The sequence below is a fragment of the Pseudomonadota bacterium genome, from assembly GCA_018823285.1.
Taxonomy (GTDB): Bacteria; Desulfobacterota; Desulfobulbia; order Desulfobulbales; family JAGXFP01; genus JAHJIQ01.
This window is the reverse complement of the sequence record JAHJIQ010000003.1, coordinates 54,247-66,704: the sequence shown is the minus strand read 5'-3', so window position 1 is coordinate 66,704 and position 12,458 is coordinate 54,247. Positions and strand designations below refer to the sequence as shown.

Here is a 12,458-nt window from a genome sequence, read left to right as displayed (position 1 = left end):
GTGTTCAACTTAACCGACCGGGAGGAAAATTTAAAGAACTCGTCAGGCACAAGATTGGGGTTGGTCTTCTTCAGGAGCGGTTTGCGGTGCCTGCACTTTTGATCTGGCTATCTCAGGACGGGTCGAGTTGCCTGAATGGCTAATGCCTATGCAGCGGCAGTTTGATGGTGATGACGGTATCTTTATCGGTCTTGTCTATTTCGAGCTTGCCGTGATTGGTCTGGGCAAACCTGGTGATGATATTAAGGCCTCGGCCCTGGACCGCGCCTTTGCGAATCTGCTCGAACTGGTCGGCAGGGATCAGACCGGTGTTGGTTACCGTGACACAGGCCATCCCCGCTTCCTGATAGCAACGCATGGTCAGTCTGCCGCCATCCGGGGGCAGAGCCTTGCTGGCATTGTTGAGCAGATTGTCGAGGACCCGTTCCAGGCTGTAAAGCGGGCATAGGACCAGGAGTTTTCCCTCCTCGCAGAAAGATTCGATCGTGACATTTTTTCTCTGCGAGCGGGCAAGAACCTCATTGTTCAGTATAAACCTTTCCCCGGCGGTCCGGCCAAGGTCGACCACCTCCTTGCGTCCTTCACCGCTGATGGTCAGGGCAATGTCCTGCATTCGTGCCGATTCCCTGCTGATGATTTCAAGATAGCGGCGCAGTTTTTCGATATCAGCTTCTTCCATCTTGCAGCTTGCCGCCATTTTTATGGCGCGGGCAGCAAAACCGGCCACGGCGATGGCCGGGTTCTTGAAGTCGTGGAGGGTATCGCTTAAGAATTCCAGGGTTGACGCCTTCATGATTTCTTTACCGAGAAAGGTCAGAAGCTCGATTTCGTCTTCGGTGAAAGACTGTTTCTGGTCGGCTGCGTAAAAGGTCAGGATGTGGCGGGTCTGATCCGCAATCCGCAAGGGGACCATGAGAATGGAATGGATGTCATGCTCCTTGATGAAGGCCCGGAGGCCGGAGGAGGTGAGTTCGCTTTGCCCGGGATTTTTGACCAGCAGGTAATTTGGATGGTGCCGTTCATGGGGCAGGTCGGCGTACTCTTTGAGGCCGTGGACCACGGTCCAGAAAGCGGGGTGGTGTTCTATGGTAAAAGAGTGGCCCGGTTCATAATATGTTTTGTCGAGCGGGTAGGCGGCTTCAAGCTGGATGTGTTTGAGGTCCTCCGAGATTGTGAAAAGCAGACAGCATAAAAAGTGAAGGTGCTCTTCAATATCAGGCATGATCAGATTGAAGAAATCCTTGAGCTTGATCCCCTCCCGTTTACTGAGTTTGATGAATATATTGTCGGTGATTTTTTCCTTGGAATCGTTCAGTTTCTTGAGATCCAGAATTTTTTTCCTGGCCAGGACATGGCTGACCCGCCGGGCAAACATTTCGGCCAGGATCACTTCAATTTTCGAAAACCCGCGATCTTCTTCCCGGTAGTAAATCTGGAGAGAACCAAGGATATCGTCCGTATCGCTGACAAAGCTCGGTATCCGCAAGGGGACGGCAATCAGGGAATTAAACCCCTTGGTGGCGATGATTTTTTTTGACTGATAGAGGGGGTCTTTACTGATGTTCGGCACAATAATGCTTGAGCCCTGCCGGACCACAAGACCGGCGATTGATTTTGAAACGGGAACGGTGGAGGCGCGCCTGAATTCGTCAAGGCCGGAAGAACCGAAGGAAAGCATCTTCAGCGTGCGGGCGTCGAGCAATCTGATGGATGCGGCTTCCGCCTTCAGTTCCTTGACAATCTTGGCGGCTGCCAGTTCCAGGATGGTTCTGCGTTCAAGGTTGGGATCAATGGCCAGGATATCCTCGGAGGCGGTGATCACATTCTCCAGGAACTCGGCAAGGAAATCATCTTCAAGGATGGTGACCAGACGCTGCTTCTGCCCCTCCGGAAGATTGAGGGATGCCAGAACATCATGATCCTGAAGAAAATCAGCCAGCGTCAGGGGCATTGCTTTCCTTTACGAAATAGTCAATATCGGTTTCCGCGTAATCGGGCTAAAACTTAAATTGAGCAGCTCGTCTGCTCGTACCGATAAGCGAGCTTGCGAGACATCGAGACTTCTACCCGAAGGGTGCAAACAGATTTTAACAAATTCTCCGGCAGATAAAGTTTTTTTATTGGAAAAAAATGAAGCTGAATGAAGAATGGGCAGAGGATGATCTGCGTTTGACCCTCCGGAAAGGCAGGATGGCGACGGTTTGAAACCATGCGGATTACTTGATCGATCCGACCTTCATCAGCAGGGTGGCGGCACTTAAGCTGCCGATGAATTCACGGTCGTCGGCTGCGATTCCGTGAAATTCGATGCCGGCGGTGTGTTTGTCACCATCATTGCAGGTCCAGCGGGCGACACCATTGGCCATGATGGTCCGTTTATTGATGATAAAGCCGACCTTGATTCTTTCGCCCTCATTGAGTTCTTTCGGGATTGAGACCCTGATCCCGCTGGCACTGAGGTCGATGATTACTCCGTCGAAGGTCCCCTTGGCAGCGGTGGCGATCCTGATCGGAATCGACGTGTAGTTCTGGTGCAGCAGGTTTTTTATGGTATTGAAATGGGCCCGGTCGTGGCGGCGCACTTCTTTTGACTTGAGGCGGTCCTCGTAGTCATTATCCATTTCCAGGCTGAGCGAGGGTATGCTGTCCCACGTCTTGTTGTTATCCCCTGTCATGATGCAACCTCAAGCTTGATATCTTGGTGGAGTGGCCGAAAGCAGTTGACCCGGCAATGAATAAATCAACCTGTCATCCGGCATCGTCTATCCGCCCCCGGGCTCTGGTCGGGACCGATAAACATGGTTCTAAGTGATTCTCTGCAACTTCCTCAAGAACAGAGTATAAGTACAACAAAAACCATTTCAAGTTATTACAGGCAGATATTCGTGATTGTCTGTAATTTGTTCCCCAACATGCAGCTTCTAGACCTTGAAGGCGCCTGTCTTGTTAAACATGCCGGCAGTAGCCAAGGCACCCAAAAACTCTTCGTCAGAAGATGAGAGGCCCTCAAATTCCAGTCCGGCCGTGCAGTACATATCGTTCTGGCACGTCCATCTGATGATGGCTTTGGCAATGATCGTTCGGTCATTGATCTTGAAACCGACCCTGGCCTTTTCATCTTTGCTCAGTTTTTCAGACGCAGACAGCCTGACTCCGCTCTGGCTCAAGTCGGCAATCACCCCATCGAATACACCGTGCAGGGCGGTGGCGATCCTGATCGGGATCACGTTGACAGGAGTGGTCAGGATATTCTTCAGGGCATTGGTGTCGACTCTGGCATGGCGGCGTCCTTCCCTGGCCTGAAGACGATTGTTGTACTCATCGTCCATCTCAAGGCTCAAGGATGGAATATCGTCCCAGTTATGTTCAGATTCCGCCATGTCTCACTCTTTTCATCCTTCGGGTATAAGTCTCGATGTCTCGCAAGCTCGCTTTCGCCCAGGGGCATAAGTTTCGTATAAGCAGGCACGCTGCTTAACTTAACTAATCGGTACGAGCAGACAAGCTGCTCCACTCAGCTTCATGGGTTATGACGCCGGTTTTTTCTAATATCCTGTTGATCTCGCAACTCTGCTTGATTTTCATCGCGGGTAAGAATATTTCTAGATTCTGAAAGCCCCTGTCTTGTTGAACATACTGGCGGTGGCCAGGGCGCCTAAAAACTCACTGTCACTCGCGGAAAGGCCCTGAAACTCCAGTCCGGCGGTGCAGTGGGTTTCGTTTTGCCTTGTCCATATGCTGACTGCCATGGCAATGATTGTTCGGTCATTGATCTTGAAGCCGACTCTCACCCTTTCTCCCGTGTTTAGTTTTTTGGGCGAGAAAACCCTGACCCCGCTCTGGCTCAAATCAACGACCGTGGCATCGAAAACACCATGTCCGGCGGTGGCTATTCTGATGGGGATGGAGTTGATATTCCAGGTCAGCACTCCCTTGAGGCTATTGATGTCAACCCTGGCGTGACGACGGCGATCTTTGCCCTGCAGACGCTGGTCGTACTCGTCGTCCATCTCGAGTTTCAAAGAGGGAATATCATCCCAGTTGTGTTCCGATCCTGACATAGTTCACTTAAAATTATGAATGCAGTGTAATTTTTATAATCTCTTATTTATATATAAACCATTGAATTTCAAGCAATATTTTGGATTCGGTGTTGATTTTCAGTGATATTTTCGGATTCTTCGACCGTCCGGAGAAAAACTGGAGTCTTTCGGGCTATTTTCAGGGTGACCTTTCTTCAGGGAGAGAAAGCCGGCCGGCAAGAGCAGGCGGAGGTGTGGCGGAACCTCATCCGGGTTGCACACATGAAAGGGGATGGAGATGGTGTTCTGGAGTACACTCCGGCTCTGAAGGTTACCCCCTAAAAGCGATACACCATCGACAGGATGTATTCATCGATGAATTCGCCGATGCTCGCCGCCATGTCGATCTGCACCTTTTCCGAAGCGACAAAGCCGATCCCTCCCGAATAGATGTGGTCGTCTTCGCCGGGCATGGTCAGGCTGCTCGCCGGTATCGACTTGTTGGTGGTGTAAAATTTGTGTTCGGGCCGGAAATAATAACCGCACCGCAGTGCCATGGGCGTGGCTCCGGCATTGAAAACATATTCCAGGCCGACGTGATATTCCTGTTCATCATCAATTTCAATATAATCGAGGTCATTTCCTCCGGCCATTAAAGGCAGTAGTTTCAGGTTTTTCTTCAACTGCGAATACATGACATGGTTTACATCGGCAGCCAGAGTTACACTGGAAAAGAGGCGGAAGGAGAGTCCAAGGCTGTAGACGTCAGGTACCTTTAAGGTGTTTTCGATCTTGTCCTGCAGAACAAAATCCCGGCTGTAAAGATTGTCCCAGCGATAGATGTCCTTGTGGGTCGTAAATTCAGGCCCGTAGCGGTAGACAAGGCCCAGATTGAACAGGTCGGCCGGGCTCCAGAGCAGTGAGGCGCTGTAGTACTGGTCCTTGTCTTCGCCGTCGACGAGATAGATGAAATCGCCGGGGACGCCATCGGTTTTTTTGGCCTGGAAGTAATAGTCAAGTTCCGCGAAACCGAAAGAGGCGCCCAGAGAAAAACTGTCGGAGAGTTTAAAACCCATCCCGACGGCGAGGACATCGGCGGTAATATCAAGTTTATTCGTTGCGGTGCCCAGCGGGAAGCTGCTTTCAAGATCAAGGAGCTGGTGGCGATACACGGCAAAGGTCGCATTGTCTTTCGGATGGACGTAGCTTAGAAAAGAGATGCCGTACACCCGGTCTTCGTAATCTTTATGGACCCCAGGTCCCAGGGTCAGACGGTTCACAAGCCCGGAATTCTTGTATTCAACCGAAACCTCCGGTGCGGTCAGTATCGCCAGGCCGGCGGGGTTGGTATAGGCCGCGGTTGCATCATCGGCAACCCCGGTAAAGGCTCCGCCCATCGCATTGGCACGTGCTCCAGGGTTATTGATCCTGAAATCCATGGTGTAGACATCGGTGTCGAGGACCAGGGCTGAGGCGGTTGTATAGAACAGCAGGATTATCAGTATGGTCAGCACAAGAGACTTTTTGGTCATTTCCCCCTCCGGAAATATGGGTTTGCACGGATGCGGTTTCGAGGCCCAGGCGATTCCCGGTCAGGAAGCCTGACGCGGATCAGCACCCTTCATCGTATAAAAAAAGGGAAAGCGATTTCCAGATTTTTTTTATCAGCGGCTTGGGGGAGGGGATTGAAAGATGGGTTCAACAGCTTGTCTGCTCGTACCGACTTAAGCGAGCTTGCGAGACATCGAGACTTATGCCCCCGAGGGGTACTGAAGGGGAGAGCCGAAGGGTGAAAGTTGATTTTGACCTGACCCTGAATCCGTGACGGCTCAGTGCGATCTTCCGTCTCAAGTGGCTGGAATTGCCTGCAAAGTTCACGGATTCAGGCTGACGCAAGGTGTTCCGGCAAACCAGACCGGGATTATGCAAAAGCCAGGCAAAGTCCCCCATTTTTCCAGGAAAATCAGAAAAACCGTTTCCGAGAACTAAAAAAAGAACAGATATCCAAATCCCCCCGCAGACATCAAGGAAATTTCCTGGTAGATGCTATGGAAGGGGGTAAAACAATGTCTGAACTTATAAACGGTTATGAAATCAAATTGATAGATGAAACCAGGATTGAGGCAATCCCGAACAAACATGGATTATTCGAGTTTGAAATCGATGATTTCCTTATTCTGATTACAAACGGTGATGTTGCTGTGAAAACAAAAATTGATAACATGCGATTTGTACCTGAAATCCTCAGCATCCAGAAAGCGAAATTAGAAAGGCCGTCCGCTGATGAGTTCGCCAGGGAAACGAGAACCGAGGGTGATAAAGAAATGGGGGCCTTTAAAACCTGCATTCGTTGTGGTGGCCGCAACTATTGCATAATAAACGGCTGCGCAAGGACCCCTTGCGGCTCAATCTGCGATAGTATGTAAGCAGTTAGGTCGACACGACAGCTTTAATTCACCGGTCAGGACATTCAAGAGATCTGTTGCCAGATCCGATGATAGTCTTTGGATCTTCCGACCGCAAAGTAACTATACGAAATTACAGGGTATTATTCCTGGCTGAAACGGAATGGCCACTTTTTCTGGTGACGTTCAGAGTTTTCTGGATTGTTCCGCTTCAATTCTTTTCAGGTATTTTTCCGTCTCTTCGAGGATGTTCTGCTCCTCCTTGTCCACCTGATTGAAGAAGGCGCAGGAAGCGCAGCTGGTGATTTTGGCGGCGAAGATGCCCTGGACCTTGCCGCGGCAATAGGTTCCCGATACCGCCCAGCAGATCCTGCCGCCCATGGTGCCGGAATTGATGCCGTCGGCCTTTTTCTCGATTGCCGCCGGGCAGACACCGAATTCATCGACTTTGTTGCCGCCCGGTTCGCGGCCGCATTTTTTGAATTCCCAGCAGTTAAGTTTTCTGGTCATAAGCTCTTGTCCTGGCTGAGGTGATGATGGGTCCTTTTTAAGGAGTTGTTATCATTTACATGTTATTATATGGCTGCTTCTTCTTCGGGTCAAGTTGTTATAAAATCGTTCTCTTTTGCAGTTCCGCAGGCTTCGGGCGAGAGAAAGCAGAGCCGGTCTGTCAGTGTTTGAGCTTCCGCACCACCATCAACCGCAACTCGGTCATGTCTTCAATGGCATACCTGATGCCTTCCCGGCCGAGGCCGCTTTCCTTCACTCCGCCATAGGGCATCTGGTCGGCGCGCCACGACGGTACGTCGCCGATGATCACTCCGCCCACCTCAAGGGTATCCCAGGCCTGGTGCGCCTTGTAGATGTCCCGGGTGAAGATCCCGGCCTGAAGGCCGAACGGGCTGTCGTTGATCTCGGTCAGGGCGGCGGCAAAATCGGTGAAGGGGGAAAGCACTGCGACCGGCCCGAAGGCCTCTTTCCTGCAGAGATCCTCGCCGGGCGGCACATTCTCCAGCAGGGTCGCGTCAAGGAGCGCGCCGTTTCTGGTCCCACCGCAGAGAACTCTCGCCCCGTTGCCCACAGCGCTGCCGATCCATTCTTCCAGCCGGATCGCCTCTTTTTCGGAGATCAGCGGGCCGATGAAGGTTTTTTCCTCTTTCGGGTCACCTGCAATGAGGGCTTTCGTCGCCGTTACCAGTCTCTCCCGGAATGTATCGTAGATATCTTCATGGACCATGATGCGCTGCACCCCGACGCAGCTCTGGCCGGACTGATAGAAGGCGCCGAAAACGATCCTGGCCACCGCATCTTTGAGATCAGCATCGTGATCGACCAGGCAGGCGGCGTTCCCCCCGAGTTCGAGGACCACCTTCTTCTTTCCGGCTTTGGTTTTAAGTTGCCAGCCCACCGCCGGAGAGCCGGTGAAGCTCAAGAGTTTCAGTCGTTCGTCCTCGGTGAAGAGTCTTGCCCCGTCACGGCGGCAGGGCAGGATCGAGAAGGCTCCCGGCGGCAGATCTGTCTCGGCCAGAGTCTCGCCGATGATCAGGGCGCCGACGGGAGTGAGACTCGCCGGTTTCAGGATAAAGGGACACCCTGCGGCAATGGCCGGGGCGACCTTATGGGCCGCCAGATTCAGTGGAAAATTGAAAGGGGAGATGAACGAGCAGGGGCCGATGGGGACCCGTTTCGTAAAAGAAGAGTAGCCGGTGGTCCGGGGGCTGCGGTCCAGTTCCAGGTATTCGCCGGCAATCCGCACGCTTTCCTCGGCGGCGATCTTGAAGGTTTCAATGAGCCGGGTCACTTCGCCGCGGCTGTCCCGGATCGGTTTCCCCGCCTCGATACAGAGGGAATCGGCAAGTTCCTCGGCCCGCGCACTGAACCGGTCAACACAATGCTGCAGCACATTCTGCCGCTGCCAGGCGGGCATCTGCCGCATCGGCTCGGCCGCCTTTACCGCCAGTTCTATTGCCCGGTCAATCGCACCATCATCGGCGAGGGCGACCCGGGCCGCGATTTCGCCGGTATATTTATCGGTGACCGCAAGGTCGGTGTTCGGCTGTTCAGGCTTATTGGCCAGGTAGTAAGGGTATTCCTTGTGGATCATTTTTTCACCTCTAGATCACGCACTGAATTTTTCCCAGCCGCTTGCTCAGTTTGATGTTTTCCCGATAATCGATGGGAACCGAGATCAGGACCGGCCGATCGGCGGCAAAGGCCTTTTCCAGGGTCGGGAGCAGGTCGCGGGCCTTTTCGACTTTATATCCCAGACAGTCAAAGGATTCGGCGAGTTTTACGAAGTCCGGATTGTTGAAATGGAGGTCGGTGTGGCGGCCGAACTGCATCTGCTGCTTCCACTCGATCAGGCCGTAGCCGCCGTCCTCCCAGATCATGATCACGATGTTCGCCCCGATCCTTCTTGCGGTCTCCAGTTCCTGGACATTCATCAGGAACCCGCCGTCGCCGCAGATCGCGAGGATATTGCGGTCGGGATGGACGAGTTTGGCGCCGATGGCGGCAGGCAGGGCGAATCCCATGGAGCAGAAGCCGTTCGAGATCAGGCAGGTGTTGGGCTGGTCGCAGTGATAATAACGGGCGACCCACATCTTGTGGGCCCCGACGTCGCTCAGCAGGATATCGTCCGGTCCCATGGCTTCCCGAACGTCCCAGAGGACCTTCTGGGGGCGGATCAGACCTTCCGTGTCGTCATCCTTGTGTTCGGCCAGATCGTCGAGCATCCTGCCGCGCAGTTCCCGCTGCAGCGACAGCTCGTAGCGGGGCAGGGGGGAGGCTTTGAGCCGTTCGTTGAGCATCCACAGTGAGTGGGCCAGGTCGCCGACGACTTCCACGGTAACCGGGTAATGCTCGTCGGTTTCGGCGGGCAGAAAGTCGATGTGGATGATTTTCCGGGAGGTGTCTTTGCACTCGCACTGGTTCCAGATCCGGGGCGGGTATTCGACCAGATCATAGCCGAGGGTGATCACCAGATCGGCCTGGTCGACGGCCTCCCAGGCGTAATCCCGCGACTGGAGACCGATGGTGAAGAGCGAATAGGGGGCGTGCCGCGAGACCGAACCCTTGCCCATGAAGGTGCTGATCACCCCGATGCCGGTTGTTTCGGCGAGTTTTCTCAGCTGTTTGCAGGCCCTTTTGCGGACGGCCCCGTTCCCGGCCAGGATGACCGGGGTTTTGGCATTCCGGATCAGCTCGACCGCCTGGTCGATCACCTTGTCGGCAGGGACCGGCCGTCTCGGGTTCATCACCGGCACCGGGCGGCTGTCGACTTCGAAGGCGGCGATGTCGTCCGCGAGTTCAATATGGCAGGCCCCCGGTTTTTCGGTCTGGGCCAGCTTGAAGGCCTTGCGGACCACCTCGGGGATATTCATCGTGTGCAGGATCGGCTGGGCCCACTTGGTGATGGGGTCGAACATCCCGACCACATCCATGTTCTGGTGGCTTTCCTTGTGCTGGCGGCGGCTGTCGGCCTGGCCGGTGATCACCACCAGCGGCGAGCGGTCCATATTGGCGTCGGCCACCCCGGTGACCAGATTGGTGGCGCCGGGGCCGAGGGTGCCCAGGCAGACGCCCACCCGGCCGGTCAGCCTGCCGTAGGCGTCGGCGATAAAGGCCGCGCCCTGTTCGTGGCGGCAGAGGATGAATTTGATCGGCGAATCCTCGAGGGCGATCATGAAATGGGCGTTTTCCTCGCCGGGAACGCCGAAGATATATTCAACCCCTTCATTTTCAAGGCATCTGACAAAGAGTTCCGCTGCGTTCATGGTTTTTCCCAACTGTCCGGATTGCAGGCCCGGCCCTTGAAATTGAAGAGAAACTTTAACCCCTTCTTGACGGTGTCCGAGAATATTTTTTCAGTAAACACTGCCCCGGTCACTCGTTTGTTGATCTCGGTCAGGGTCGGGTAGGGGTGGATGGAGCCGGCGAGACCGGAAAGTTTGAGGCCGCCGTTCAGGACCGCGATCCATTCGCCGAGGAGATCTCCGGCGCGGGGGCCTAAAATCTGCACGCCGATCGGTTTTCCTTTGACTCCGACCAGAAGTTTGATTTTCCCCACCTCTTCCCCTTCGGCCAGGCTCCGGTCGTTGTCACGGAAATTCTCGGTCCAGACCCGGTATTCAATCCCGGCCTTCTGCGCCATCTTCTCATTCATACCGATGCTCGCAAGTTCCGGCCCGGTATAGGTGCACCAGGGCATCCAGGTGTAGTCGACCTTGCGCGGCAGATGGAAAACGGCGTTACTGACCACGATCCCACCTTCGTACCCGGCGGCGTGGGTGAACTGATAGCCGCCGATCACGTCCCCGGCGCCGTAGATGTGTTTTTGACTGGTCCGGAGCCTGCCGTCGACCTTGATTCCCTTGCGGTCGAAGTCCACTCCGGCCTGGTCAAGGCCCAGCCCGTCAACATTCACGGCGCGGCCGAGGGCCACAAGGATCTCGGCGGCGACAAGCTTTACTGTGTCTCCGGCGGCTGTTTCGATGGTGACCTGTTTTTCCCCGCCGAGGTCATCGGCCCTGAGCATGTTGCAGCCGAGATGAAAGGTCACCCCTTCTGCCTGGAGGACAGTCATCACCTCGTCGGCCATGTCCCTGTCTTCCTTGGAGAGAATCTGGCCGCTCCGCTGGAGAACGGTGATCTGTGAGCCAAGACGGGCGAATGCCTGGGCCATTTCAATGGCGATCGGGCCCGCGCCGAGGATGATCATCGATTCCGGCAGCTTGTCGAGAGAGAAGATTTCCCGATTGGTCAGATAGGGAACCTTGTCGAGCCCTGCGAGGGGCGGAATGGCGGGAGAGGTGCCGGTGGCGACCAGCCAGGATCTGGCGGTGACCGCCTTGCCGTTAAGGTCGATCGAGTGCTCGTCGGTGAAGCGCGGTTCACCGAACTCAACCTTTGCCCCAAGACGGCAGAACCGTTCAACCGAGTCGTGTTTCTGGATCACGCCGATCACCTGTTTTATCCTCGCCGCGACCTGCCTGAAATCAACGGGGCCTGGAGATACCGGCGGCAGGCCGAATTTTTCCGCCTGTTGCAGCTGGTGATAGACATGGGCTGTTTTGATCAGGGTCTTGCTCGGGACGCAGCCGTAATGGAGGCAATCGCCCCCGAGTTCACGCTCTTTTTCCACGAGCAGGGTGCGGGCGCCCAGCTGGGCGGCCCCGGAAGCGACGGTGAGCCCTGCCGCGCCGCCGCCGATGATGCCGATATCGTAGTCGTAATCAGCCATTGAATTCTCCTTCTCCGGTCGCCGGCCGGAATTTGCGGCGATAGAGGGCCAGTAGTTTTTTGACCGTGATCGGAAAGAGCCCGAGGATGATAAATGATCCGAGAAGAGCGGGGGAGAGGACGCCGGACAATGAATCGATCTTTGCCAGTTCCTTGCCGGCATTGACAAAAACAAGGGTGCCGGGGAGCATGCCGATCTGGGAGACCCAGAAGAAGGTGGTGAGCGGCATCCTGGTCATGCCCATCGCCAGATTGATCACGAAGAACGGGAAGACCGGGATCAGCCGCAGGGTGAAGAGGTAGAAGGCCCCTTCTTTCTCAATGCCCCTGTTCATCGCCGCGAGTTTGTCGGCAAACCTGTTCTGGACCCAGTCCTGGAGGAGATAGCGGGAGACCATGCAGGCGAGGGTCGCGCCGATGGTGCTGGCGAAGGAGACGACAATGGCGCCGGTAACAAAACCGAAAAGCCCCCCGCCGGCGAGGGTCATCACCGCGGCACCGGGCAGAGAGAGGGCGGTTACCAGGATATAGATCCCCATGTATGAGCCGATCACCGGAATCTGGTGGTTCAGGTACAGCTCCTGGAAGCGGGCTTGCGATTCTTTAAGATATTCCAGGGTCAGGTACTGGTCCAGACCGAGAGATCTGAAGATCACGATGGCGAGAATTGCCGCGATGACCAGCACGATTCTGTTGATGTTCTTTTTGTTCATATCCGGTCCCGGGTTTTGGCTCAACGACAATGGGGCATTATGGCAGAAATCAGAATTTAAGACAAGCAGGAGAGGGA

The 12,458-nt window shown here is 54.7% G+C and carries 11 protein-coding genes; 1 reads left to right on the top strand and 10 read right to left on the bottom strand.

Annotated elements, in window-relative coordinates; translation table 11 throughout:
* Positions 1–139: 139 nt before the first annotated feature.
* The 5 genes from KKG35_00925 to KKG35_00905 all read right to left on the bottom strand — a co-directional run bounded on the left by KKG35_00925 (position 140) and on the right by KKG35_00905 (position 5,554).
* Entirely contained in the window at positions 140–1,951 is a 1,812-nt protein-coding gene (locus KKG35_00925; protein ID MBU1736681.1) for a GAF domain-containing protein, read from the bottom strand.
* A 265-nt stretch (positions 1,952–2,216) separates the two neighbouring features.
* Entirely contained in the window at positions 2,217–2,675 is a 459-nt protein-coding gene (locus KKG35_00920; GenBank protein MBU1736680.1) for a PilZ domain-containing protein, read from the bottom strand.
* Positions 2,676–2,921: 246 nt separating this feature from the next.
* Positions 2,922–3,380 (bottom strand): PilZ domain-containing protein, encoded by a 459-nt coding sequence (locus KKG35_00915; protein MBU1736679.1) that lies wholly within the window; start codon positions 3,378–3,380, stop codon positions 2,922–2,924.
* A gap of 222 nt (positions 3,381–3,602) precedes the next feature.
* Positions 3,603–4,061 (bottom strand): PilZ domain-containing protein, encoded by a 459-nt coding sequence (locus KKG35_00910; protein MBU1736678.1) that lies wholly within the window; start codon positions 4,059–4,061, stop codon positions 3,603–3,605.
* A gap of 299 nt (positions 4,062–4,360) precedes the next feature.
* Positions 4,361–5,554 carry an outer membrane protein transport protein gene (locus tag KKG35_00905; protein ID MBU1736677.1) on the bottom strand — a complete coding sequence of 398 codons (1,194 nt, stop codon included), beginning with the start codon at positions 5,552–5,554 and terminating at the stop codon, positions 4,361–4,363.
* 534 nt (positions 5,555–6,088) lie between these two features.
* Between KKG35_00905 and KKG35_00900 the strand changes: the two genes are divergently transcribed.
* Complete coding sequence (locus KKG35_00900) at positions 6,089–6,448, top strand: hypothetical protein (protein ID MBU1736676.1); 360 nt, start codon at positions 6,089–6,091, stop codon at positions 6,446–6,448.
* Between the two features lie 165 nt (positions 6,449–6,613).
* Here KKG35_00900 and KKG35_00895 read toward each other — a convergent pair whose 3' ends face one another.
* The 5 genes from KKG35_00895 to KKG35_00875 form a co-directional block, all read right to left on the bottom strand.
* Entirely contained in the window at positions 6,614–6,937 is a 324-nt protein-coding gene (locus tag KKG35_00895; protein ID MBU1736675.1) for a hypothetical protein, read from the bottom strand.
* Positions 6,938–7,097: 160 nt separating this feature from the next.
* Entirely contained in the window at positions 7,098–8,531 is a 1,434-nt protein-coding gene (locus KKG35_00890; protein ID MBU1736674.1) for an aldehyde dehydrogenase family protein, read from the bottom strand.
* 10 nt (positions 8,532–8,541) lie between these two features.
* Entirely contained in the window at positions 8,542–10,203 is a 1,662-nt protein-coding gene (locus KKG35_00885) for an acetolactate synthase large subunit (protein MBU1736673.1), read from the bottom strand.
* Positions 10,200–11,669, bottom strand: coding sequence for an FAD-dependent oxidoreductase (locus KKG35_00880; GenBank protein ID MBU1736672.1), 1,470 nt, complete (start codon positions 11,667–11,669; stop codon positions 10,200–10,202). Before KKG35_00880 ends, KKG35_00885 begins: the two co-directional genes overlap by 4 nt.
* A complete protein-coding gene (locus KKG35_00875) occupies positions 11,662–12,381 on the bottom strand; it encodes a TVP38/TMEM64 family protein (GenBank protein MBU1736671.1) in 720 nt (239 codons plus the stop codon). The genes KKG35_00880 and KKG35_00875 overlap by 8 nt, the downstream gene beginning before the upstream one ends.
* Positions 12,382–12,458 lie beyond the last annotated feature (77 nt).

Excerpts from the sequence above, each read along its gene's own strand:
- KKG35_00925 (MBU1736681.1), bottom strand. The coding sequence starts at position 1,951 with ATGCCCCTGACGCTGGCTGATTTTCTTCAGGATCATGATGTTCTGGCA.
- KKG35_00920 (MBU1736680.1), bottom strand. The coding sequence starts at position 2,675 with ATGACAGGGGATAACAACAAGACGTGGGACAGCATACCCTCGCTCAGC.
- KKG35_00915 (MBU1736679.1), bottom strand. The coding sequence starts at position 3,380 with ATGGCGGAATCTGAACATAACTGGGACGATATTCCATCCTTGAGCCTT.
- KKG35_00910 (MBU1736678.1), bottom strand. The coding sequence starts at position 4,061 with ATGTCAGGATCGGAACACAACTGGGATGATATTCCCTCTTTGAAACTC.
- KKG35_00905 (MBU1736677.1), bottom strand. The coding sequence starts at position 5,554 with ATGACCAAAAAGTCTCTTGTGCTGACCATACTGATAATCCTGCTGTTC.
- KKG35_00900 (MBU1736676.1), top strand. The coding sequence starts at position 6,089 with ATGTCTGAACTTATAAACGGTTATGAAATCAAATTGATAGATGAAACC.
- KKG35_00895 (MBU1736675.1), bottom strand. The coding sequence starts at position 6,937 with ATGACCAGAAAACTTAACTGCTGGGAATTCAAAAAATGCGGCCGCGAA.
- KKG35_00890 (MBU1736674.1), bottom strand. The coding sequence starts at position 8,531 with ATGATCCACAAGGAATACCCTTACTACCTGGCCAATAAGCCTGAACAG.
- KKG35_00885 (MBU1736673.1), bottom strand. The coding sequence starts at position 10,203 with ATGAACGCAGCGGAACTCTTTGTCAGATGCCTTGAAAATGAAGGGGTT.
- KKG35_00880 (MBU1736672.1), bottom strand. The coding sequence starts at position 11,669 with ATGGCTGATTACGACTACGATATCGGCATCATCGGCGGCGGCGCGGCA.
- KKG35_00875 (MBU1736671.1), bottom strand. The coding sequence starts at position 12,381 with ATGAACAAAAAGAACATCAACAGAATCGTGCTGGTCATCGCGGCAATT.